At 38.6% G+C, this 24,367-nt stretch carries 25 protein-coding genes; 18 read left to right on the plus strand and 7 right to left on the minus strand.

Going from position 1 to position 24,367, the window contains the following annotated elements:
• Window positions 1-64 precede the first annotated feature (64 nt).
• The gene (locus tag ACTJKC_RS16830; RefSeq protein ID WP_440793698.1) at window positions 65-1,069 is read left to right on the plus strand and encodes an LLM class flavin-dependent oxidoreductase; all 1,005 of its coding nucleotides are present in this window, start codon (window positions 65-67) and stop codon (window positions 1,067-1,069) included.
• Window positions 1,070-1,146: 77 nt separating this feature from the next.
• Here the strand turns inward: ACTJKC_RS16830 and ACTJKC_RS16835 are convergent, their stop codons facing one another.
• The 7 genes from ACTJKC_RS16835 to ACTJKC_RS16865 form a co-directional block, all read right to left on the minus strand.
• On the minus strand, window positions 1,147-2,223 hold the full coding sequence (locus tag ACTJKC_RS16835) for a DUF5694 domain-containing protein (protein WP_440793700.1): 1,077 nt from the start codon (window positions 2,221-2,223) through the stop codon (window positions 1,147-1,149).
• Window positions 2,224-2,381: 158 nt separating this feature from the next.
• Window positions 2,382-3,521, minus strand: coding sequence for a M28 family metallopeptidase (locus ACTJKC_RS16840; RefSeq protein WP_440793702.1), 1,140 nt, complete (start codon window positions 3,519-3,521; stop codon window positions 2,382-2,384).
• A gap of 365 nt (window positions 3,522-3,886) precedes the next feature.
• Entirely contained in the window at window positions 3,887-4,825 is a 939-nt protein-coding gene (locus tag ACTJKC_RS16845; protein WP_440793704.1) for a DUF6607 family protein, read from the minus strand.
• 23 nt (window positions 4,826-4,848) lie between these two features.
• Window positions 4,849-6,051, minus strand: a complete 1,203-nt coding sequence (locus tag ACTJKC_RS16850) for a PepSY-associated TM helix domain-containing protein (RefSeq protein WP_440793706.1) — start codon at window positions 6,049-6,051, stop codon at window positions 4,849-4,851.
• A gap of 73 nt (window positions 6,052-6,124) precedes the next feature.
• Entirely contained in the window at window positions 6,125-6,835 is a 711-nt protein-coding gene (locus tag ACTJKC_RS16855) for a DUF4198 domain-containing protein (protein ID WP_440793708.1), read from the minus strand.
• A 60-nt stretch (window positions 6,836-6,895) separates the two neighbouring features.
• Entirely contained in the window at window positions 6,896-9,355 is a 2,460-nt protein-coding gene (locus tag ACTJKC_RS16860; protein ID WP_440793710.1) for a TonB-dependent receptor domain-containing protein, read from the minus strand.
• A gap of 300 nt (window positions 9,356-9,655) precedes the next feature.
• Window positions 9,656-10,357 carry a DUF4397 domain-containing protein gene (locus ACTJKC_RS16865; RefSeq protein WP_440793711.1) on the minus strand — a complete coding sequence of 234 codons (702 nt, stop codon included), beginning with the start codon at window positions 10,355-10,357 and terminating at the stop codon, window positions 9,656-9,658.
• 571 nt (window positions 10,358-10,928) lie between these two features.
• Between ACTJKC_RS16865 and ACTJKC_RS16870 the strand changes: the two genes are divergently transcribed.
• From ACTJKC_RS16870 to ACTJKC_RS16950, 17 genes are all read left to right on the plus strand, one after another.
• On the plus strand, window positions 10,929-11,627 hold the full coding sequence (locus ACTJKC_RS16870) for a GNAT family N-acetyltransferase (RefSeq protein WP_344852450.1): 699 nt from the start codon (window positions 10,929-10,931) through the stop codon (window positions 11,625-11,627).
• A gap of 1 nt (window position 11,628) precedes the next feature.
• On the plus strand, window positions 11,629-12,816 hold the full coding sequence (gene argG, locus ACTJKC_RS16875) for an argininosuccinate synthase (protein ID WP_440793713.1): 1,188 nt from the start codon (window positions 11,629-11,631) through the stop codon (window positions 12,814-12,816).
• 90 nt (window positions 12,817-12,906) lie between these two features.
• Window positions 12,907-13,257 (plus strand): cupin domain-containing protein, encoded by a 351-nt coding sequence (locus ACTJKC_RS16880; RefSeq protein WP_440793715.1) that lies wholly within the window; start codon window positions 12,907-12,909, stop codon window positions 13,255-13,257.
• Window positions 13,235-13,720, plus strand: coding sequence for a GNAT family N-acetyltransferase (locus ACTJKC_RS16885; protein ID WP_440793717.1), 486 nt, complete (start codon window positions 13,235-13,237; stop codon window positions 13,718-13,720). Before ACTJKC_RS16880 ends, ACTJKC_RS16885 begins: the two co-directional genes overlap by 23 nt.
• Before the next feature lie 2 nt (window positions 13,721-13,722).
• A complete protein-coding gene (argC, locus tag ACTJKC_RS16890) occupies window positions 13,723-14,706 on the plus strand; it encodes an N-acetyl-gamma-glutamyl-phosphate reductase (RefSeq protein WP_440793719.1) in 984 nt (327 codons plus the stop codon).
• Between the two features lie 133 nt (window positions 14,707-14,839).
• On the plus strand, window positions 14,840-15,196 hold the full coding sequence (locus ACTJKC_RS16895; protein WP_440793721.1) for a four helix bundle protein: 357 nt from the start codon (window positions 14,840-14,842) through the stop codon (window positions 15,194-15,196).
• Window positions 15,197-15,290: 94 nt separating this feature from the next.
• Window positions 15,291-16,421, plus strand: a complete 1,131-nt coding sequence (locus ACTJKC_RS16900) for an aspartate aminotransferase family protein (RefSeq protein ID WP_440793723.1) — start codon at window positions 15,291-15,293, stop codon at window positions 16,419-16,421.
• 171 nt (window positions 16,422-16,592) lie between these two features.
• Entirely contained in the window at window positions 16,593-17,567 is a 975-nt protein-coding gene (locus tag ACTJKC_RS16905; RefSeq protein WP_440793725.1) for an acetylornithine carbamoyltransferase, read from the plus strand.
• Between the two features lie 22 nt (window positions 17,568-17,589).
• Window positions 17,590-18,630: a PDDEXK nuclease domain-containing protein gene (locus ACTJKC_RS16910; protein ID WP_440793727.1), complete on the plus strand. Its 1,041-nt coding sequence runs from the start codon at window positions 17,590-17,592 to the stop codon at window positions 18,628-18,630.
• Complete coding sequence (gene argB, locus ACTJKC_RS16915; protein ID WP_440793729.1) at window positions 18,620-19,456, plus strand: acetylglutamate kinase; 837 nt, start codon at window positions 18,620-18,622, stop codon at window positions 19,454-19,456. Before ACTJKC_RS16910 ends, argB begins: the two co-directional genes overlap by 11 nt.
• A 361-nt stretch (window positions 19,457-19,817) precedes the next feature.
• Window positions 19,818-20,630, plus strand: a complete 813-nt coding sequence (gene proC / locus ACTJKC_RS16920) for a pyrroline-5-carboxylate reductase (protein WP_440793731.1) — start codon at window positions 19,818-19,820, stop codon at window positions 20,628-20,630.
• Between the two features lie 109 nt (window positions 20,631-20,739).
• The gene (locus ACTJKC_RS16925; RefSeq protein WP_440793733.1) at window positions 20,740-21,807 is read left to right on the plus strand and encodes a M20 family metallo-hydrolase; all 1,068 of its coding nucleotides are present in this window, start codon (window positions 20,740-20,742) and stop codon (window positions 21,805-21,807) included.
• Window positions 21,808-21,872: 65 nt separating this feature from the next.
• Window positions 21,873-22,097, plus strand: coding sequence for a DUF433 domain-containing protein (locus ACTJKC_RS16930; protein ID WP_440793735.1), 225 nt, complete (start codon window positions 21,873-21,875; stop codon window positions 22,095-22,097).
• A complete protein-coding gene (locus ACTJKC_RS16935; RefSeq protein WP_440793737.1) occupies window positions 22,097-22,429 on the plus strand; it encodes a DUF5615 family PIN-like protein in 333 nt (110 codons plus the stop codon). Before ACTJKC_RS16930 ends, ACTJKC_RS16935 begins: the two co-directional genes overlap by 1 nt.
• 59 nt (window positions 22,430-22,488) lie before the next feature.
• Complete coding sequence (gene argH, locus ACTJKC_RS16940) at window positions 22,489-23,820, plus strand: argininosuccinate lyase (protein WP_440793739.1); 1,332 nt, start codon at window positions 22,489-22,491, stop codon at window positions 23,818-23,820.
• A 20-nt stretch (window positions 23,821-23,840) separates the two neighbouring features.
• Window positions 23,841-24,029 carry a hypothetical protein gene (locus ACTJKC_RS16945; RefSeq protein ID WP_440793741.1) on the plus strand — a complete coding sequence of 63 codons (189 nt, stop codon included), beginning with the start codon at window positions 23,841-23,843 and terminating at the stop codon, window positions 24,027-24,029.
• On the plus strand, window positions 24,029-24,361 hold the full coding sequence (locus tag ACTJKC_RS16950) for a type II toxin-antitoxin system RelE/ParE family toxin (protein ID WP_440793743.1): 333 nt from the start codon (window positions 24,029-24,031) through the stop codon (window positions 24,359-24,361). Before ACTJKC_RS16945 ends, ACTJKC_RS16950 begins: the two co-directional genes overlap by 1 nt.
• Window positions 24,362-24,367: the final 6 nt, after the last annotated feature.

Raw genomic sequence — 24,367 nt, forward strand, 5'->3', positions numbered from 1 at the left:
AGTCATAAAGCTTTTTGTCGTGTCGATTTAAATCAACAGGCTCATAAATTTGTTTAATACGATTATGGGCAATACAAAAATTAAACTCAGTGTTTTAGATCAGTCGCCGGTACGAAAAGGTGTTACCGCCCGTCGCGCCATTGAAGAAACCACTATACTTGCACAAGAAGCTGAAAAATTAGGTTATCACCGTTTTTGGGTTTCAGAACATCATAATACCACCAGCCTGGCGGGTTCTACTCCAGAAGTTTTAATTGCACATTTGGCAAATCATACCAAAACTTTAAGAATAGGTTCCGGAGGCATTATGCTGCCCAACCACAGTGCTTTGAAGGTTGCTGAGAGTTTCCGTTTATTGGAAGTAATGCACCCTAACAGGATCGATTTAGGGATGGGGCGTGCGCCAGGAACCGACCGGATTACGGCCTCAATGCTCAATCCATCAAACAACTGGAGCGAACAGGATTTTGTAGAGCAACTGCGCGAACTGCAGCATTATTTACATGATACTTCTGATGGCGGCATACAGGCAAAAATAAAAGCGATACCAGTTTCTGAAACCGTTCCGCAACAGTGGTTGTTAAGCAGCAGCGGACAAAGCGCTTTGTTTTCAGCACATTTCGGGATGGGTTTTTCTTTTGCGCATTTCATTAATCCGGTAGGCGGTGCACAAGCGGTTCAGTATTACCGGGAACATTTTAAACCTTCGGTAGATCTGGCCAAGCCGGTCGAAAATGTAGCGCTCCATGTTTTCTGTTCACAAGATGAAGAAAAGGTAAAACAGCAGGAAGCTTTAATGAATTACCGGTTTTTACAACTGGAAAAAGGGAAGGGACTGCCTGCCGTTGGCTGGGCCGATATTAAGGATGTAAGTTACAATGCTGCTGAACAGGAACGGATTAAGGCCAATAAGCAGCGGATGATTTATGGTACACCCGCTGTAATTAGAGAACGATTAACCCAATTAGCTACTGATTATGACGTAAATGAATTAATGGCCGTTACCATTACCGAGCATTTTGAAGACCGGATAAGATCCTACGAATTGCTCGCTGAGATTTTTCAATAAAAATGTTCATGGTTTGTGCCCCGCGCAGACCATGAACATTATAAATTAGCGGTTTGTGAAGACACAAATTCTGGCAATTAGTGCAGATCGTTATAATTGATAATTTTTACCTCCGGATTTTTGGCCAGAATTTCTTCCATCCATTTACGGTGCGAAGCGCCAACGCCCACTACAACCCGTTTTGCTTTTTGTGCCCTCGCTTGCTCAATAATGTTTTTGCACATGCCCTCATTTCTTAACATCCATTGGGCAATCATTGCTTTTACCGATTCGGCAGGGAAACCCGCATAACCATAAAAATGAGATCCTCCATAAAAATTCCAGGCTTCATCTAATACGCCATATTTTACGGTATTCATGCCGGCATATTGATCGGCCTTGAAAACTTTAGATTCCTCATCACTATAACTCCAATAAGTTTCGATGGCTTTAACCGTTGCTGCTTCGGCAGATGTACTATCAGCTTTGGCTTTGGTGATCATGATTTTATACAACGAATCTGTTTTGGCCCAGGCTTCGTTCCAGGGTTTATCATAAGTCTGGCAATCCATTTTATAAACCTGATCCTGACCTAATTGATAAATAAGCGGAAAATAAATTTTGCTGTATTCGCTTCCTGGCCTGTACAAGGCAGCCTTTTTTAAAGAATCTACACTGCCAAACATTTTTACATACTGTGCCTGCTCTTCTTTACCAAACTTATCTTTCATGTAATTTTCGAGTATAAAAATCTGGTATTCCGCATTTGCCCTGTCCCGGTTTTTAGCATAATTAACGGCTAAATCCATACGGGTTTTATGATAGTAAGCAAAAGATGAAAGTGCTTTCTGTTCTTTTTTAATTTGTGCAGCAATATTTTTTACCGGTTCAGGGTTTAGTTTTTCAACATAATCGTGGGCTTTTTTAAAGACTTTCACTGCCCAGTTGCTTTGTTCAAGCTTTGCATAATCGCTTTCCGGTAAATATTCCCCAAAAACCATATCAGGTTTAAAGTTTTTCAGTTTATCGATGATGGCCTGAAAATTTTGTGCCGATTTAGAATTATCGTGGGCTGAGCCTACTATAACAATTTCGAGCTGGTTTTGGGCATTCGATTTAAACGCAATCGCGGTTAATAGTAAAAATGCCAGGCTAAGTTTTTGTATAATTTTCATAATGAATCTTGTTTCGTTTTTTGTTGATTCAAAGATGAGCATACGCACTTGCCTGCTATATTTAATTATCCCAAAGGCTTATTATATTATCCCAATCCGGTAAAACGGGAATTAAAAGGTTTGGATAGTGGTTTCAGGGTTTGGTCCTGAAAAAGAACCTATTCCATTAGTTTTTCGTTAAAACCAACAATCAGTTTAAAGAGATCTCTATACTCGGTAAGCGGTAAAGTTTCGGGTTGATCAAATACATCATGATAAGCTGAGGGGCCGCCCTGGGTGTAGATAAAAAATGCAGGAACGCCTCTTTCTGTAAAGAAATAATGATCGCTGTTTGCCGCTTTTCCCCTCGAATTAATTTTTGAAATATAGCGGTGTTGATTGTTAATATGATTAAGCAATGCAAATGCTTTTGGATAAACTGAAGCATTAACAACCGTCATTCCGGCCTCGCCTGTTCCAACAAGATCAAGGTTAAGGAGAAATTTAATTTTATTTAAAAGAATGAGCGGATTTTCTACAAAATACCTCGAACCTAATAGCCCGGCTTCTTCACCCGCAAAACAGATGAAACCGATAGAGTAGGGCTGTGGATGGGCAGCATAATATTTTGCCAGACTTAATAATGTGGCCACACCGGCGGCATTATCGTTGGCTCCGGGGAAATAGGTATCGGCACCCATTCCGCCCAAATGATCGTAGTGTGCAGTGATCATTAAAAGTGAATCAGGAAATCTGGTTCCCTTAACAAAAGCACAAACATTTGCTGCCTGAAAATCGGGAACGAATTTATTTTCGATATCAACACTGATTTCTTTTGGTATGGATGTAAAATATTTTTTATTAACATGAATGATTGTTTTTTCTCCGACTTCGGTTGCAACAGACCAGGTGAGTTTATCTTTTAACGAAACGGTTAACGAAGGCGTAGCCTGGTAATTAAGGCTGTCCAGCGGGGTTAAATTCGCTTGTTGCTTGATGCCGGGGCTTTCGTTATTAATAATGAAATCTTTACCGGGAATAAGTTTCTGGCCATTAATGCTAACCATCATTTTTCCGGGGAAGGTATTTACTGGAAAAGAAAAATCCTGTTTGTAATTGTTACCCATAGGTAAAAGTCCCATTTGCTGGTAAGCATCTGCAATATAGTCGGCCGCTTTTTTCATGCCATCTTTGGTATAACCCCTGCCCCAAAATACTTTTGATGTAAGCGTATTTATTACGTTACGGGTATAAACAGAATCTTGAGCAAAACTGTTAATGGTCAGAAATAGAAAGAAGATTAAGCCAGATTTTTTCATGCCTGAATTTAGTAAAATAAAGTAACTGTTGGTCGGGATTTGTAATCCCGACCCTGGTACTAAGGATTTTTAATCCTTTTAGTGGATTACAAATCCACAGTTCATAAAGTCGGGATTGCAAATCCCGACTAACATTTCAAAAAAAGGTTGACGAGTAACAGCATAGCCATTACTCATCAATCTTCTGCTAACGCTCATTTCTAACGAGCGTTGAATAATTTATCGTTTACAAACGATAGAATCGTATAGCTATTTATGCACTCGTTTGGAAACGAGCGCAAACATTTTCATGTTTAAACATAAAAAAGGTTGATGTTAACAGCCATGCTATTAATCACCAACCTTTTCATATAAGTGAGCCTATTTTACTTTACCAGATAAGGCTGTAAAGCAGTTTTAATTTTTTCTTTGTTCTGAGCTGCAGTCCATTTTTCTTTGATAGACTGATCGCCTAAGCTAAAAAGTGTTTCGTAAAGCAATTTACCGTTTGCCATGGTTTGTACTTTAAAAGTGTTTTGAGATCCGATAATATCAGCCCAAACGCCACGAACATCTGCCCAGTAGGATTTTTGGCTGGCCCACCATTTTTGTGCATTGGCGAAAGTTTTAGGATCTATTTTAGTAAATTCTTCATAACCTTTTTCAACTGCTAATAATTTATCGCCACTGGCCGAGCGTACAATCTTTTTATTATCTTGCTCGAACATCCAGCCATCTTTAGTGATGGTAATCCTGCTGCCACGGTTTAATACATTATAATCTTTACGCACGGTCGATTCTCTTCTTGGCAGTGGAGAGTCGGTTTCGCTTTGCCAAGCATCATGTCCGCCTACGTGGCTCCAGGTTCCGTAACCCTGATAACGTGGACTATCATCTACCTGATAAACTTTTTGCGTCCATTTTCCTTTTACATCGGCAGGAGTTAAGTTGCCTTTTTTCCATGCATTAGCTTCGGTGTAAAGCATAATGTCGGTATCTTCATACGTCCAGTCCTGGCGCCAGTGTTTAATTACAGTAGTATCATTAATGGCCAGCATGTGCTGGATCACGATCCTTTTAGGCTCATCAACAATAATTTCGGCCCATTCGTTACCATGGCTTTCGTAAGGCTTGCTGAATTTGTAATTTGGATCCGGAGCGGTTACTTCGCCGTAATTGAAATTCACTTCGTAAAAGCCTGCTAAAGATTTAATGGCTTTTCTATCTTTTTCCAATTTTTCTTCCGGAGAATCTGCTTTCGTTTGTGCATTAGCATTAAGGGCGATCAAACCGGTTAATACTAAAATCAGGTTTAAAAACTTCATTTTTATGATTAATTAGGGTGTGCTTAGTTTTCCGCAACTGCGGGATTTTTCTTCTTTTTCTTTTTACCCCACCAGATGATAAATCCGGTAATGGGCAAACTTGCTGCAATAAGGCTTGCAAAAAATGCCATAATTTTTCCAGGCAGGCCCAAAATAGCGCCTACATGGATATCGTAATTCATGCCAATAAGTGCTTCGCCGCCATTTTTGTCGCTTTGGTTTTTACGTGCCAATAATTTGCCTGTGTACTGATCGAATAGCAAAACATCGAAATTCCAAAAGGTTTCTTCTCCTTTGTAGCCCGTTGCATAAATGGGGGCTGTACCTCCACCAGCGGGTGACATCCCAATGCGTTCTGCATTTGTAAAAGTCTTTTTTGCCGTTTCAAAGGCTACATCGAAAGGAATGGCTTTGATGGTTTTGGTCGAATCTGATTTGGCTGTTACTTCTTTTGGTGGGCTAACACTACCTGATGCAACAACATAAACTGTTGCCTGAAACCATTGAAAGGCCCAAACCAGACCGGTTAAAGCCAGCATCAGGCAAATCGTCATCACATAAAAACCCAGTACATTGTGCATATCGTAATTGATGCGTTTAAATTTCGCCTTCCATTTGATTTTGAAACTTTTATCGAAATTCGATTTTTTGAGATTTTTAGGCCACCACATCACCATACCGGAGATTAGCAGAAAAACAAAAATGATGGTGCTCCAACCGATAATCTGCTGGCCGATGGGATGGTTAATAAGAAAGCTCCAGTGCAACATTTTAATGATGCCAAAGAATTCATACTTATAATCAGAAACCAATGTAACCTTACCTGTGTATGGGTTGATAAGAACGATATCGTAATAATCTATCGAATCGAAATACCAGAAAGCTTTAGGATCGCCGGGTTTATAGGTCATAAATTCCCAGGCCCTGTCTGGCCTGCTATAAACTGACAGAAAAGTTACTTTCTTTTTTCCGCCTAAAGCTTTTTCTGCAGTAGCCGTTAATGTACTTAAAGGAATGGTTTTTTTATTTGCCGGTACCTCAACAAAAAACTCTTTTCTATGGATAAACTCGGTAATTTCTGTCTGGAAAGCAAAAATGCAACCCGTAACACCCAGATGAAAAACCACCAGACCTGATGCGATGCCCAGCCAAAGGTGTAGCCAATCGCTGATTCTTCTTATCCGCGATTTCTTTGGTTTTTTCTGTATAGGTTTTGTAAGCGCCATTAAAGCTTTATTTAATAAAAGAACCAATTGACAATCTGGCTGCCAATTGGTTGTAAAAATTGAGTTAATCTGGTTATTTAACTTCTGTAGTGTAAGTTACCAAATGCCAGATTTTTTCGTAGTCTTTGCCGTTCAGTTTTCCCGGTGTTTTATCTTCTGTAAAAGCTTCAAGGAAATAACTTCCTTTTGTTGCTGGTTTAAAGGTGAATTTACCCTGTGCATCGGTTTCGGTAGGCTGGCCTTTTTTATCAGGACCAACAACTGTTAATTTTTGGTTTGCAAAAGGCGTATTGTTATAAATAACTTCATGAACAGCCGTTTCTCCCACCTTTAAAGCATGTTTATCCGGTCTGATGGTTAAAGCAGCATCGGCAGGAAAAACCGTGTTAATTTTTGAAGCACCCACTGCAACATCTGCAAATGCATAATATTCAATTTTTGCTTTCTCGTAAACTGCTGCTACCTCATGTACCACAGAAATTTTGTATGTTCCATCCTGATCTGGTGTAAAACTGGCTTTGTAAAAAAGCACATCCGGCGAAGTTGTTAAAACTTTGGTAGTGCCATTGGGAGCGGTTAAAACCAATTTGAAATCTTTCAGGTTGCTGAACCATTTTGCTGCCGTATCAGGTTCATTGTGTTCATACTCACCAAAAAAAACTTTTACGTCCTGTGGCTGTCCTTTTTTACCCGTTGCTGATGTTTCTATCCACAAAGCATGTGCAAATGCGCTCGAAATGCTAAACGCAAGGAATAATACTAATAAAGAGATTTTAGTTTTCATGTTTTCGGTTTTTAAAACCGTGAGCAATTGATCTGATCCAATTGCTCACGATTGATTTAATTAAAATTTATAAGTAACACTGCCGGTAAAAGTTCTTAAATCCTGAGCATTCATGGTGCTGTAACCTGTCCAGTATTTTTGGTTGGTGAAATTATCTACTTTAGCACCGATCCTGAATTTTGGATGATCGTAGAATACCGATGCGTTGAAAACTTTGTAAGCAGGAAGTATAAACACGTTTTCAGTGGTAGATGTTGGCGTGATGATTAAGTTATTCACGATTCTGTTATCACTGGCATAATTCCCGCCGGCACCTAATCCAAAACCTCTTAACGAACCTGCAGCAAATTTGTAACTGATCCATAAGTTTGCAGAGTAAGGTGAAGCTGAATAAGCATCACGGCGTCCTTCAACATCAGGTGAAGCATTTTGCAGGTAGTTATCATTATAAGCAAAACCTGCAATAATGTTTAAACCGTTAACAGGGTTGGCAACAATTTCTGCCTCTATACCTTTACTGATTTTGTTACCATCCTGGATCTGTGCATTTGGGTTCGATGGGTCCTGGTTATAGCCCCTAACCATGTCTTTCACTTTAATATAATAGTAAGATACCGATCCGGTTAGCTTACCATTAAACAGGTTGCTTTTAACACCACCCTCTACCTGGTTAGCCTGCTCCGGCTTAAATGCATCACCTTTATAATCTATACCGTTAACGTTGTTAAAACCGTTTTGGTAATTGGCAAATAACGACAACTGATCTTTAATGGGTTGGAATACCAGACCGAATTTTGGTGAGAAGGCCGTTTGTTTATAAGCGCCAACCGGTGCAGAACCCGAACGGTCTGAATTTCCTTTGTTATCAAAACGATCTACCCTTAAAGCGGCTAAAGCAATTAACCTGTCGGTTAAATTAATTACATCCGATGCATAAGCACTGTAGGTATTGGATTTAAAGTTAGACAGGTATTTAGAATAAGGGTGCGAAGCGTAAAATGCAGCCAGGTTAACCTCAGTAAAATCGTTATAGTTAGCACCATTTCCGTTTTTGTTGGTTAAATCGAAAGTATCGATCGAATAAAACAATTGATCAGAATTCTGGCGTAAATAATCTAAGCCCAGAACAACCCTGTTTTTAATGGATCCTAAATTAAAAGTACCGTTAAAGTTTTGTTGAACTTCGTAATTGTAAAGTTTGCTATTATCGGTTGATTGATCGGCTCTGGATATCATATCAGCACCTGGGCCAGCTGTGAGGTTACCCAGTGGGGGATAATTGTTGGGAACCAGAAACAAATATGTTCCACGGCCGTTAGAAAAACTATAGCTGGAGGAGAAACTGGTGTGTGATGACCAGTTGTCGTTAAATTTATAATTTGCCTGACCAAAGAAATTTGTACTGTTATACTTTTGTTTCATCTCATCACCGGTAAACGATTTGTCGTAAGGTATGCCTGATTGATCTGCCCTGTCAAAACCCAGGTCTTTTACCGGGAAATAGAAGAAAACGAATGGTTTTAACGTGTTTTTACCATTGGCAATTTCGGCATCAAAAGTAAAATCCAGTTTATCGTTTACCTTATAAGCTAAACTCGGAGCAACAAAGAAGCCCCTGTCGAATACATTTTGCTGAAAAGATCCTTTGTAGTTATAAGAAGCATTAATACGTGCATAAATGTGGTTGGCTTTATCAACAGGGAAATTGAAATCGGTACTTACCCTGTTTAAATCATAACTACCTGCCGAATAGGTTACTTCTCCGCCCATACCTTCGAAAGGTTTTTTTGTAACGCGGTTAATTAAACCTCCGTACGACGTTAAAGTACTACCGAATAGGGTAGCAGATGGGCCTTTAATTACTTCAACACTTTCGATGTTTGCAGCATCATTACGGCTGGTTACATTACCTGCAATGCCGTTTCTGAGTTTGGATTGAACAATAAAGCCTCTTGATGCGTAGTATGCACCACCATCTCCGCCACGACCAGTTGATTCCCACATTTTTTGAATCCCGACAGCATTACGTGTTGCATCGTCAACCGAGAATATCAATTGATCGTTAAATGTTTCTTTGGTAATGGTGGTATAAACCTGTGGGTTTTCTAAATTGGTAATCGGCATTTTTGACACATAATCACTCTTTTGTGCGCCATATTTATTGGCCCTGCCTTTATTGATATTTACCTCGCTAAGCTGGTTTGAATTTTGGCTGATTACAAAATCGACAGTTTTATTTTCGCCGGCAGTAATTACAATGGGCTTTTCTACTGATTGTACACCAACTGCCGAAACCCTTAAAGTGTATGAGCCTGGTTTAACGCGTTGAATTTCAAAAACACCTTTATCGTTGGTTACATTTCCTAAGCCTTTTCCTTTTAAACCTACTGAAACATAAGCTGCTGGTTTTCCATCTGATGTGGTTACGGTACCGCTGATGGTAGAAAACTGCTGGGCAAAGGAGAGTAAGCTGAGAAAAGTTAATAGAAAAGTTAAACTGAAAAGTTTGATTTTAAACATGATAAGATTTATTTGGATTAATTCTAAAGAGCTGCAAAATAACGGGAGAAAATGTTATTATCCAAATTATTTTGAATTATTCTAAATAATAAAATGTTAAAATTGTATTACGATTGAAAAAAGACTTTCATTCGTGGCATTTTTTATATTTTCAATACTAAAAATCTGTATTTCTGGTTAAATTATTGGCGGAAGGATGAATTTGAAAAATATTGAAAGACAGGAATCTTTCAGGAATTTAAACATAAAAAAGCCCCATACTAAATCAATAATATTGGGGCAATTAGAAAAAAAATATTTTTATTTAATTACAATGGCCTGTAAGCTCAATGGGCGTTCTGTATCATTTGCAGGTGTTACCAAACCGCCTAGTATCACATCATAATGGAAACCAGCGGTAAAAGTAGTGCTACCTGTTGTTGCTTTAACCGTACCTGACGAGGTTTCTTTTGCATCAAGTGAGTAAGTTCCTGCATCTACGCTGATAAAACCACTTGCATTTTTAAAAGTCTTACTGGTAAATAAAGCCGTAGTTGCACTGGTTTTGGCCAAATCGAATGCAGCTGCATCCGGCGATAAATTGATGAACCGGATATAAGCTTTATCAGCTGCCGGTACAGAAAGGTCATCACCAATGGTATAAATATCTAATGCTGCAGGTTTGTTAATTAAGTAAGTAGAATAATAATTGCTGGCACTTAGTGCAACCGTTTTGGTTAATAAACTTTCGGTACTGCTGGCCGTTGTAAATTTTAAACTGTATGATCCTGCTGCGTAAGAGGTATAAGAAGCTGCACCACCAAAAGGTAAAGCAGCTGTATTAACCATGGTGCTGTTAAAATAAGCATTGTACGTAGCTAAAGATGGTGAGGTATTTACAACTCTGATGTAGGCTATGTTCGGATCGGCAGTTTCTGTCTTTTTGCAAGCGGTAAATGTTGTAAAAGCGATCAGCAAAATTAAAGTAAGGGATTTGAAACAAAACGGAGTAGAATTCTTCATGGAGTTTTAAAATTTGATTTAATATTTAGAAACATTAATAAAACGACAGTTCGGCAGCATTCGCTACAGCGATACAAATATTGTGTTTTAACCGTGTTTCAGTATGTTAAATGTTGTTAAGCAGATGTTAAAGTTTAAAGCTTCTTTTTAACAATGTTAATATTGATTGGGGCAGCAGAGATAAAATTAAAAAAAAATTAAAAGGGAACAGTTCTGTAAACCTTTATAAAGTCAGGTTAATTTAAAAAAAACAAAAGCTTAACATAAAAAAATCATGATATTATTGTGTAACTCGATTTTTATTTAAACCTTTGCACCTCAATAGAGTTAAAGCCGTTTTAATACGCAAGAAATGATTAAACAATTTTTACATAAACTTTCTGTTTCTACAGCACAAATGGTGCCTGGGAAAGGTTTGTTTATTAATCATTTTCAGCCCGTTTTTTATTACCCCACAAGCCGGCAAAATTTCACTCCACGTATTTAGTACCTAAACTAAACGTAACGAGGAATTGATCCTCTCTAAAAACCCAATTAACAAGAATACTTATAATTTTTCGTTAGAAAACGAATGGATATTAACGAATTTATAGTGCAGGTTGCACTTCCTGAACATCGTGTATTTGCAGAACAAATTGTAACCGAGATGGCCGAATCTGCTAAAGCACGCGGTACCGGTATCGCAAAGCGTTCTCCGGAATATGTTGCAGGCAAAATGGCCGAAGGCAAAGCGGTAATTGCTTTCCATAAGGATGGCACATGGGCCGGGTTTTGCTACATCGAAACCTGGAGCCACGGGCAGTTTGTAGCCAACTCCGGTTTAATCGTATCTCCTGAATTTAGAAAAGCAGGTTTAGCTCACGCCATTAAGGAAAAAGTTTTCGAACTTTCGAGAACTTTATACCCAAAAGCCAAAATTTTCGGATTAACCACTGGTTTAGCCGTAATGAAAATCAATTCTGATTTAGGTTACGAGCCGGTTACCTATTCTGAATTAACGCAGGATGAAGAATTTTGGAAAGGTTGCCAAAGCTGTGTAAACTTCGAGATCTTAAAAATGAAGGAACGTAAAAACTGCATGTGTACGGCTATGCTTTACGATCCGGCTACGCAAAAACACGATGCAGCTAAAAGATTTGCCGAAGAATTACAGAAAAAACCCAAATTATACGAGCGTTTTATGCGCATTAAACAACGTTTAGTTGTTAAACCAAAGCCAAAAACTGGCTTAAAAGCCCTTTTATTTTTATTTACCTTTTTATTTAAGTAGCATGAAAAAAGTTGTTTTAGCATTTAGCGGAGGATTAGATACCTCATTTTGTTGTATTTACCTGGCACAAGACCGCGGATTGGAAGTACACTCGGTAATTGTAAATACCGGTGGTTTCTCTGACGAAGAGTTGCAGGAAATTGAGAAAAGGGCATATGCTTTGGGCGTAAAATCGCATGCTGTGGTAGATGAAACAGAGGGTTATTATGATGATTGTATTAAATACCTGATTTTTGGTAACGTATTAAAAAATGCAACTTATCCATTATCGGTTAGTGCAGAACGTGTAAGTCAGGCCACTGCTATTGCTAACTATGTTAAAAAAATCGGAGCTGATTATGTAGCCCACGGTAGTACCGGTGCAGGTAACGATCAGGTACGTTTTGATATGATCTTTAATATCCTGATCCCGGGAGTGGAAATTATTACCCCGATCAGGGATTTAAAATTATCACGCGAAGCAGAAATTGAATATCTGGCGCAGCATGGCGTAGAATATAGTGCCGAAAAAGCAAGATACTCGATCAATAAAGGTTTATGGGGAACTTCGGTAGGTGGAAAAGAGACTTTAACATCACATGAAACTTTGCCTGAAAGTGCATGGCCAACCCAGGTTACCGAAACAGCAGCACGTAAAGTAGAATTAACTTTCGAAAAAGGCGAACTGGTTGCCATTGATGGCGAAAAACTGGCGCCGGTAAGGGCAATCCAGAAATTACAGGCTATTGCACAACCTTTCGGTATTGGCAGGGATATCCACGTGGGCGATACCATTATTGGTATTAAAGGTCGTGTGGGTTTTGAAGCTGCCGGACCAATCATCATCATTAAAGCACACCATACTTTAGAAAAACATACTTTAACCAAATGGCAGTTAAGCTGGAAAGAGCAATTATCATCTTTTTATGGTAACTGGCTGCACGAAGGTCAGTTCCACGATCCGATTATGCGGAACATCGAAGCCTTTTTAGCCGATACACAAAAATTTGTGAGTGGTAAAGTATTTGTAGAGCTGTTGCCATACCGTTTCCAGATTATCGGAATTGAATCTAACCATGATTTAATGAGCAATAAATTTGGTAGCTACGGCGAAATGAACAACGCCTGGAGTGGAGAAGATGTTAAGGGTTTCTCTAAAATATTCGGCAACCAGGTAATGATCTGGCACAAGGTAAATAACGAAGCATAATATCAAGGGCATAAGGTAAAGGGTATAAGGTTTAAGGCTGAATGAACTTAAACCTTACACCTTAAGCCTCAAACCCTACACCTTAAATAAATGAACGAAATCCTTTCAAAAGATAACTGTTTAAGTCACTATAAATGGGGCGATAATTGTGATGGATGGAATTTTGTGAACAAGCCGGAGGCGGCAATTAAACAAGAATTAATGCCGGCTCAAACAGCAGAAAAACTACATTTCCATACTTATGCAGAACAATTTTTCTTCATATTGAAAGGACAGGCAACCTTTTTAATTGAAGGCGAAACATTTACAGTTGATGCCAATAAAGGTTTACAGATTAAAGCCGGTGATAAACATAAAATCATGAACACTGGCGTTGATGATTTAGAATTTATACTTTTTTCAACTCCATCAACCCAAAATGACAGAACCGATTGTGAATAATATAACGATAAAACAGATAGGATTAACAGAAGCTCACCTAATAGTTGGCCTGTTTAACCAGTATCGTATTTTTTATAAGCAGTTTTCGGATATCGGGATGGCCAGTGCTTTTATCAATGAACGTTTACAGCACAACGAATCGGTCATTTTTGTAGCCATTGATGATGATCGTTTGCAGCCCGTGGGTTTTACACAGTTATATCCAAAATATTCTTCAGTAAAATTAAGTAAAAACTGGATCCTAAACGATTTATATGTTGCTGAAGATTACCGCAAGCAGGGGATCGGCGAAAAACTGATTAAAACCGCCATGGATTTTGCCAGAAACAACGGGTCTACATTTGTACAATTAGAAACCGCTATTAACAATTTTACTGCGCAGCACCTGTACGAAAGTATCGGTTTTGTAAAGCAGGGAAATGACGAGGAATTTTTTCTTTATAAAATAGCACTAAACTCATAGAGATGAATAAAATTAAAGCAGGAATAATTGGTGGTGCAGGTTACACAGGGGGCGAAATGTTGCGCATCCTGGTTAATCACCCAAATGTTGAAATTGCTTTTGTAAATAGTACCAGTAACGCCGGAAACCTGATTTCTGATGTACATACAGATTTGATCGGCGATACAGATTTAAAATTTGTAAGCGATATTCCACAGGATATTGATGTACTTTTTCTTTGTGTTGGTCATGGCGATGCGAAAAAGTTTTTAGCCGCTAATCCGATCAGCGAAGACATTAAAATCATCGATTTATCACAGGATTTCAGGTTACATGAAAAATCGGCATTCGAAAACCGCGAATTTGTTTACGGACTACCGGAATTAAACCGAGATAAAATTAAAACGGCCAAAAATATTGCCAATCCAGGTTGTTTTGCCACTTGCATTCAGTTGGGTTTATTGCCCCTGGCTGCAAAAGGCCTGATTAATAAAGAAGTTCACATCAATGCAACTACGGGCTCAACCGGTGCCGGACAGAGTTTATCAACTACTTCGCATTTCAGCTGGAGAAATAATAACCTTTCCATTTATAAGGCGTTTGAGCATCAGCACCTGAACGAAATCAGCGAGAGTTTGTTGCAGTTACAGCCATCACTTTCTGATGCTTTAAACTTTATTCCACAGCGTGGAGCATTTACCAGGGGGATTTTGGCTGCGATGTACCTTGAAACTGATTTAACTTTGGAAGAAGTACAAAATATTTACGAAGCGTATTATAGTGCGCATCCTTTTACGCATGTAAGCCGGAATAATATCGATTTAAAGCAAGTGGTGAATACCAATAAAGCACTGGTTCATGTAGAAAAACATGGCGGTAAATTATTTATCATCAGCATTATAGATAACCTGTTAAAAGGCGCCAGCGGACAAGCCGTTCAGAATATGAACTTAATGTTCGGCTTTGATGAAACAGCGGGACTTAAGTTAAAGGCCGCTAATTTCTAGGTAGAAGGCTTATAGATCAAAGCTGAAAGACCAAAGACCAAAGCGAATATAGCATGATGCCAACATAAATTAAATAATGATTAAAATATCGCATTAAGCTTAGTCTTTTTGCTTTTGCCTTTAAGCTTAGAAAATGAGAGATTATCAGAAATTGGATGTTTGGAAGAAATCACATTTGATGGTTCTATATATCTATAAATTCATTTTGCCTGATTTTCCTGCTCATGAAAAATACGATTTGCAAAGTCAGGTAAAAAGAGCGGCATATTCTGTTCCATTAAATATTGTTGAAGGGGCAGGGCGGCGGACCGAAAAAGATTTTGCACATTTTCTTGATAATGCTCTAGGCTCTGTTCAAGAAATGGAATACGCTTGTTTTCTGGCAAAAGATTTAGAATATCTTGAAGAAAGCAAATATTTAGAAATTTATAAAATGGCTGGTGAAGTTAAAGCAATGTTAATTGGCTTAATTAAACACCTTAGACAATAACCAAGATTGAATACTAATAGATTAGGCTTGATGCTATATGAAATATTGCAGGAAGCTTTGGTCTTTAGTCTTTGGTCTTTAAACTTATTAAAAAATGAACTTATTCGACGTTTACCCACTTAACGATATAGAAATTACCAAAGCAGCAGGCAGCAATGTTTGGGATGCTAACGAACAACAATACCTAGATTTATATGGTGGTCATGCTGTAATTTCAATTGGCCACACCCATCCGCATTATGTACAGCGCTTGACATATCAGTTAAATAAAGTTGGTTTTTACTCTAATTCAGTTAAAATTCCATTACAGGTTCAGCTTGCCGAAAAATTGGGTGAAGTATCAGGTAAAAAAGATTTTCAGCTGTTTTTATGTAATTCTGGTGCCGAAGCAAACGAAAATGCTTTAAAACTGGCTTCATTTTACAACGGAAGAAAAAAAGTGATTGCCTTTACAGGCGCTTTCCACGGACGTACCTCTTTGGCCGTTGCTGTAACCGATAACCCTAAAATTGTGGCTCCGGTTAACCAGACCGAAAATGTAATCTTTTTGCCTTTCAACAATGAAGTTGCTTTAGAAGAAACTTTTAAAGCACAGGGCAATGATATTTCAGCAGTAATTATCGAAGGAATCCAGGGCGTTGGTGGGATCAAAGAAGCTTCTAAAAGCTTTCTTCAAAAAATCCGTTCACTTTGTGATGAATATAATGCCGTTTATATTGCTGATAGCGTACAGTGTGGCTACGGACGCACCGGCTCTTTTTACTCACACGATTATTCGGGTGTCGAAGCCGATGTTTATACCATGGCAAAAGGAATGGGGAATGGATTTCCTGTTGCCGGGATTTCCATTGCACCTAAATTTAAACCTTGGCATGGCGAATTAGGTACAACTTTTGGCGGTAATCATTTGGCCTGCGCTGCTGCACTGGCGGTTTTAGAAGTGATGGAAAAAGATAACCTGATCAAAAATGCCGAAGAAGTTGGAAATTACCTGATTGCTGAATTGAAAAAATTTGAGCAGGTGGTAGAAGTACGCGGTCGCGGATTAATGATCGGGATTGAATTACCCGAAGAACTTGCACATGTTAAAAAAGAACTATTATTTACACACCATATTTTTACTGGCGAAGCTAAACCTAACGTAATTCGTTTATTGCCTGCTTTAAACTTGACTAAAGCGCACGCTGATGAATTTTTAGCGGCATTTAGAAAATTAGTAAAATAAGTTAGATGGCAGGAAGGTAGCAGGGTGGAAGGCCTGCGAAAAGGCTAAGAATTATAAAATAAAAATTAAATCAGGCGATACTAATCGCAATTATAAATTTTGAGGGATGGCGAGATTGAGGGAGAACAAACCTTCAACCTTTCAGCCCTCACCTTTAACCTCATAGAAAAGATGAACTTGTTCACTTCCGTACACGATGTTCCAAGCATCAAACAATTTGTAAATGATGCGCTTGCGTTAAAAGCAAACCCATATGCCCACCAGGATTTAGGTAAAAACAAAACCCTGGGCTTGGTTTTTATGAACCCGAGTTTACGTACCCGGTTAAGTACGCAAAAGGCCGCCTTAAATCTGGGTATGAATGTAATGGTGATGAATATGGACAAAGAAGGCTGGGCTTTAGAAACACAGGATGGCGTGGTAATGAACGGCACAACCGTTGAACATATCCGTGAAGCTGCAGCAGTTATGGGGCAATACTGCGATATTTTGGGCCTGCGTTCTTTCCCGAAATTGAACAACCGTGAAGAGGATTACAGCGAAGATTTCTTCAATAAATTTGTGAAATACTGTGCTGTACCTGTAGTGAGTTTAGAGAGTGCAACACGTCACCCTTTACAGAGTTTTGCTGATATTATTACCATTCACGAAACCTGGACAAAACAACCCGACGGGCGTAAACCAAAAGTAGTTTTAGCCTGGGCGCCTCATGTAAAGGCTTTGCCTCAGGCAGTACCCAATTCTTTTGCAGAATGGATGTGTAAAGCACAGGAAGAAGGTATGATCGATTTTACCATTGCTCAGCCCGAAGGCTACGAGCTTTCGGAAGATTTTACGCCTAATGCCAATATTCAGTATAATTTAGAGGAAGCTTTAGCCGGGGCAGATTATGTGTATGTAAAAAACTGGAGCAGTTATAAAGAATACGGTAAAGTGTTAACCTACCCCGATGGCTGGATGATGAACAACGAAAAGTTGAAATTTACCAACGATGCCAAAGTAATGCATTGTTTACCAGTACGCCGTGATTTAGAATTATCATCTGAAATTTTAGATGGGCCAAACTCATTGGTAATCCACGAAGCTGGAAACCGTTTATGGGCTGCACAGGCAGTAATTAAGGCAATGTTGGAGGAATTGAAATAGCATTAGTTGGATGGGAAAGCCAATGAAAAATATAACAACAGATTTCGAGCAGATTATTTTGCTTATTACAGAAGCCCGGAACCGGGTTTACAGTAAAGCGAATGCAGAATTAGTAATGTTATATTTTAGTGTTGGTCAAATTGTTTCCGAAAAAGTTGCCAATGGGAAATGGGGTGATGGGACTGTAAATGATTTAGTAAACTATATTGCAGATAAACAACCCTTTTTAAAAGGGTTTAATCGTCGTGGGCTTTATAGAATGAAACAATTTTATGAAGTTTATAGTGATAAGGAAATTGTGTCAACACTGATGGCACAATTTCAAGATGCTGATAATGAGTTAAATAAATTTGTGACAACAGTGTTGACACAAATACCCTGGTCTTCTCATTTACACATTTTAAACAAAACCAAAACTATAGAGGAAAAGCTATTTTATATCCATAATTCTATCAAAGAAAAATTATCTGTAAGAGAACTTGAGCGCCAATTAAATTCTGCTACTTTTGAACGGACTATGCTTGGTAGTAAGTTTAGTTTAGCAATGACGAAACAATTACCCAAAGGAATTTTTAAAGACCCTTATGTTTTTGAGTTTTTAGCTTTACCCGAAATTCATTCTGAAAATGACCTGCAGCAGGCATTGATTAAAAACCTGCAAAATTTCATATTAGAAATGGGAAAGGGTTTTACGTATATGGGGAGTGAATACAGACTGCAGGTAGGAAATAAAGATTACTATACAGATTTATTATTTTATCACCGCGATTTGCAGTGTATGGTTCTATTTGAATTGAAGATAGAAGAATTTCAACCGGAATTTTTGGGAAAATTAAATTTCTATCTCGAAGCTTTGGATAGAGATGTTAAACGGCCTCATGAAAACCCAAGTATTGGTGTCTTGTTGTGCAAAGGTAAAGATGTTGAAGTTGTGGAATATGCCTTGGCCAGAAACTTGTCGCCAGCCTTAATTGCAGATTATGAAACTAAACTCATTGATAAAAAGTTACTTGTAGAAAAACTACACCAGCTTTCAGAAATTTTCTATAAAAATGAAGAATAAACAACTCACTATCATAAAAATTGGTGGCAACGTAATCGATAATTCAGAAAACCTGCACCAGTTTTTACTGGATTTTACCGCATTGCCCGGTGATAAAATCCTGGTGCATGGAGGTGGTAAAATTGCTACCGAACTAGGCGAATCATTAGGTATTGAAGCCAAAATGGTTGAGGGTAGGCGGATTACGGATATTGAAACCCTGCGGATTGTTACCATGGTTTACGCTGGTTTGATTAATAAGAACATGGTGGCGCAACTGCAGGCTAAAGGAAGTAATGCCATCGGATTGAGCGGTGCAGATGGAAATGTGATCAAAGCAACCAAGCGTCCGTTAAAAACCGTAACACATGGTTCAGCTCCAGGACCATTGGCTGGTGCCGTAATCGATTACGGTTTCGTTGGCGATCTGGATGAAAATTCTGTTTCTTCAACAACTTTAGATAGTTTGTTAAAAGCTGGCTTCGTTCCGGTTTTATGTGCCATTACACATGATGGTGATACGCAACTTTTAAATACCAATGCCGATACCATTGCCTCTTCTGTTGCAGTGGCGATGTCGGGATTATATGAAACGCGTTTGGTATATTGCTTTGAGAAAAAAGGCGTGCTAAAAGATGTTAACGATGATGCTTCGGTAGTAAGAGAAATCAGAGCTGATGAATTTGAAAGTTTAAAAGCAGATGGAACGGTACAAGGCGGCATGATTCCTAAGCTGCACAATGCATTCGAAGCCATAAAAAAAGGTGTTTCAGCAGTATATATTGGTAAGGCCGATGAACTGGCTGAACTTGCCGAAGGTACTTTCGGAACCAAAATGCTAAAGTAGAGGTAGAAGGCAGGAAGATAGAAAGCGGAGGGGGTTGTCGAGATGCATAAACTCATCGCTAAAAGATTTTAACAATCAGGACACAAAGGCACCGAGTTGCATTTGTAATTCTTTGTTGTGCTAACTTTCTGAATGTAAATTTTATAGGCATTTGGAGGGAAAAAGAAACCGATTTACCACTGCTTTTGCAAACTAAACCTGATAGTAATGGAAAGCTCCCGATTTTTCATCAGGACTTGTAATGGATAGCAGGACTGAACATCAATAGAATTACTGAAATTGCTTTTCAAAAACCGAAGGAAAATATAAATCTGTGTAATCAAATCATCTGTGTAATCAACCCGCAGGAAAATTAGTAAACATGACAAAAAAAATAGCCATAATCGGTAGTGGAAATATCGGTTTATCTTTAGCAAAAGGTTTGGTAAAAGCCAATTTTGCACAAGCTGCCGACATCACACTTACCCGTAGAAATATCGACCATTTAAAATCGTATGCAGAAGCCGGTTTTAAGGTAAGTAATAACAATAAACAAGCTGTTGTTGATGCCGATGTGGTGATTTTAGCGGTTCTTCCCCAGCAATTAAATACAGTTTTAGATGAAATTCAATCATCAATAGCTCCTGCTAAACATTTGGTTATTTCGGTAATTTCGGGTGTGAGCTGTGCTGCGGTGAAGGAAAAACTGGGAGCTGATGTTGAGGTAATCCGTGTAATGCCAAATACGGCCATCGCCATCGGCCAATCAATGACTTGTATGGCCAGTGATAATGCTTCGGTGGAAAACATAGCAAATGTGACCAGGATGTTTGAAACCGTTGGATCTGTGGTTAAAATAAACGAAGATTTAATGACTTCGGCTACTGCACTTTGCGCCTGTGGGATTGCATTTTTTCTAAGGGCAATCCGTGCAGCATCGCAAGGTGGTGTAGAAATTGGTTTTCACGCCGATGAGGCGCTAAAAATGGCCGTGCAAACTGCAAAAGGTGCCGCCGATTTGCTTTTATTACATGGAACACACCCGGAATCAGAAATAGATAAAGTAACTTCGCCGAAAGGTTGTACCATTGCCGGTTTAAACGAAATGGAGCACAACGGTTTTAGTTCATCACTGATAAAAGGTATTAAACTCTCGGCTTTAAAAGCGGGGAATTTATATACCAAAGAAGGTTAAAATCGATGTAAAATGGTTAAGGTAAGATGGATGATATACCTAACCAAAATTAAAAGTAACAGGTTAAAGATAAAACTTATCTTGCTACTGATACTAACTACTTGATACTATGTTACTAGAAAATATACAAAAAGAAAGTCTGGATTTATTGCGACAGTTAATCCGCATCCAGTCTTTTAGTAAAGAAGAAGACCGGACGGCGAATTTAATTGCGCAGTTTTTGGAGGAGAGAGGGATTAAGACTCAGCGTAAAATGAACAACGTTTGGGCTTATAACAAACATTTTGATGCAAATAAACCTACATTGCTTTTAAATTCGCATCATGATACGGTAAAGCCAAATTCTGGTTATACCCGCGATCCTTATGATGCCGCAATTGAAGGTGACAAATTATTCGGATTGGGCAGCAATGATGCAGGTGGATGTCTGGTTTCGTTAATCGGTACGTTTTTATATTATTACGAACAGGAAAACCTGAAATACAACATCTGTCTGGCCGCAACAGCTGAGGAAGAAATTTCTGGCAATAACGGTTTAGAACTGGTTCTGCCCGATTTAGGTGAACTGGAATTCGGAATTGTAGGCGAACCAACAGAAATGAATTTAGCCATTGCCGAACGCGGTTTATTGGTGTTAGATTGTGTATCTCACGGTAAAGCTGGTCATGCCGCCCGTGAAGAAGGAGAAAACGCCATTTACAAAGCGCTGAAAGATATCGAATGGTTCAGAAATTATCAGTTTCCTAAAGTATCTGAAGTTTTTGGTCCGTTAAAAATGACGGTAACCATTATTAATGCAGGTTCGCAACACAATGTTGTTCCGGCAAATTGTACTTTCACGGTTGATGTACGTGTTACCGATGCCTACACCAATGAAGAAGTTTTGGAAATTATCCGCGCAAATGTTGATTGTGATGTTACCCCGCGTTCTATCCGTTTAAAACCTTCGTCAATTGATAAAAACCATCCGGTAGTTCAGGCTGGTGTGGCATTGGGAAAAACTACTTATGGCTCGCCAACTACCTCTGATCAGGCTTTACTGGATATTCCGTCGGTAAAATGTGGACCAGGTTTTTCAGGTCGATCGCACATGGCTGATGAGTTTTTGTACGTACACGAAGTGGCCGAAGGAGTTGCAGGTTATGTAAATATGCTGAAACCGGTTATTGTAGGTTAACGGTTCGAAATCAAAGGCTTAAAAGTATCCTATGAGTAAATTCTTATAATATTGTTTATCTTTACATGATGAAAACTTATTCTAATTTCATAGAGATCAATTCGAATAAACGCTTTGGTAAACCTTGTATCAAAGGAACCAGGATTGCTGTTTATGATGTTTTGAGTTGGTTATCTAACGGAATGACTATTCAGAATATTTTAGAAGATTTTCCTGAAATTAAAGAAGAGGAAGTATTAGCCTGTCTGGCCTACTCTGCAGACAGGGAACATAATATAAGAGTTGCCTAGTGAAATTATTGTTCGACCAAAACATATCACATAGGATAACAAAACTTTTAGAGGCTGATTTTCCAGCTTGTGATCAAATAAGACGGTTGAAATTAGAAAACAAATCAGATAAGGAAATCTGGACTTTTGCTGGTCAGAACAGCTATGTAATTGTAACCTTCGATGCAGATTTTTACGAATTTTCGAACTTATATGGGCATCCTCCTAAAATAGTCTGGCTTCGTTTTGGAAATAATACCACCACTGGAATCGCAAAAACCTTAATAGAAAAAAAAGAATTAATAAACGATTTTGTTAAACAGGATGAATTTTCTTGTTTAGAACTTCAGTAAATAATGGAATATGAAACCTGCGTAGCAAGCTTCATTGCCGTTAAAAAATAAAGACTATAATGAAAATCTGGCAAAAAAATATAGATGTTAATCAGTTTGTAGAAAGTTTTACGGTAGGGAAAGACCGCGAACTGGACCTGCAGATGGCAAAATTTGATGTTTTGGGCTCTTTGGCACATACACAAATGCTCGAGACCATTAATCTCCTAACTGCTGATGAATTAAAAACCGTTCAGCAGGAACTTAAAAACATTTATGCTGAAATCGAAGCCGGAAATTTTACCATCGAAAACAGTGTAGAAGATGTGCACTCGCAGGTAGAATGGCTCTTAACCCAGCGTATTGGCGAAGCAGGTAAAAAAATCCATAGCGGTAGGTCGCGCAACGATCAGGTTTTGGTCGATCTGAAATTGTTTTTCAGGGCCTGCATCGAAGATATGGTTAATCAGACTTCAACTTTGTTTAATCAGTTAATTGAACTGAGCAATACGCATAAAGACAAATTAATGCCAGGTTATACCCATTTGCAGATTGCCATGCCGTCATCATTTGGTTTGTGGTTTGGCGCTTACGCCGAAAGCCTTGCCGATGATATGGAGCTGATGCTTGCTGCCTGGAAAATCACCAATAAAAATCCATTGGGTTCTGCTGCTGGTTATGGTTCGTCATTTCCTTTAAACAGGACTCTAACAACCGAATTATTGGGCTTCGAAAGCTTAAACTACAATGTAGTGTATGCGCAGATGGGCCGTGGTAAAACCGAAAGGATTTTGGCACAGGCCATGAGCGCAGTGGCCGCAACCTTAGCTAAAATGGCGATGGATGTTTGCTTGTTCATCAACCAGAATTTCGGTTTCATCAGCTTTCCTGCAGAGTTGACTACAGGTTCGAGCATTATGCCGCATAAAAAAAATCCGGATGTTTTTGAACTGATCCGTTCGCGCTGCAATAAAATCCAGGCCCTGCCGAATGAAATTGCAATGATGATTACCAATTTACCATCAGGTTATCACCGCGATTTGCAGCTGTTAAAAGAAAACCTTTTTCCGGCGATTACTTCTTTAAACGAATGTTTGGAAATCGCCACTTTTATGTTTCAGAACATCACCATCAAAGATGATATTTTGAAGGACAAAAAATATGATTACCTGTTTAGCGTTGAAGTAGTGAACCATCTGGCGCTGCAAGGCGTTCCATTTAGAGAGGCTTATAAAATTGTTGGCGAACAGATAGAAAATGGTACTTTTGCTCCATCTGGCCAAATACATCATACACACGAAGGAAGCATAGGCAACCTTTGTAATGAGCAAATTAGTGCAGCAATGCAAGACGTGCTTTCGCAATTTGGTTTCGGAAAAGTGAATAAAGCAATAGAGCATCTGGTTAAATAAATTATGCTAAATTTGTAATTATGACAACTTTAACAATAGAAATCAAGGATAAAGACGCAGGTTTTGTAAAAGAATTCCTTAGCAAAATTGGTGCAAAAGTTAAATCTGAACCAACAAGCCCGATAACCTCTGAAATTGCTCAAGCCTTAAAAGAGATTAAGGAAATGCAACAAGGAAAACGGAAGCCTTTAAGTTTAAAAGACATTTAATGGCTAATGAAGTTCTTTATTCAGATGTTTTTATCAAAAAAGCCAAAGTCTACAAAAAGAAATATCTTTCTTTAGTTGAAGATCTCTATGAACTTGAAGAGAAACTTCTCGAGAATCCGCAACAGGGTACTGATCTGGGTGCAGGGCTATATAAAATCAGACTAGCAGTAAAAAGCAAGGGTAAAGGTAAAAGTGGTGGATTTAGAATAATAACTTATTTGGTTTCAAATATGCAGGATAGTGTCGTTATCAGTATGCTAACCCTATATGATAAATCGGAAGAGCGTAATATTGATAAAAAAGAACTTCAAAAAATAATTAAAGCATTATAAATCTGC

The organism is Pedobacter sp. 22226 (assembly GCF_052045455.1).
Taxonomy (GTDB): domain Bacteria; phylum Bacteroidota; class Bacteroidia; order Sphingobacteriales; family Sphingobacteriaceae; genus Pedobacter; species Pedobacter jeongneungensis.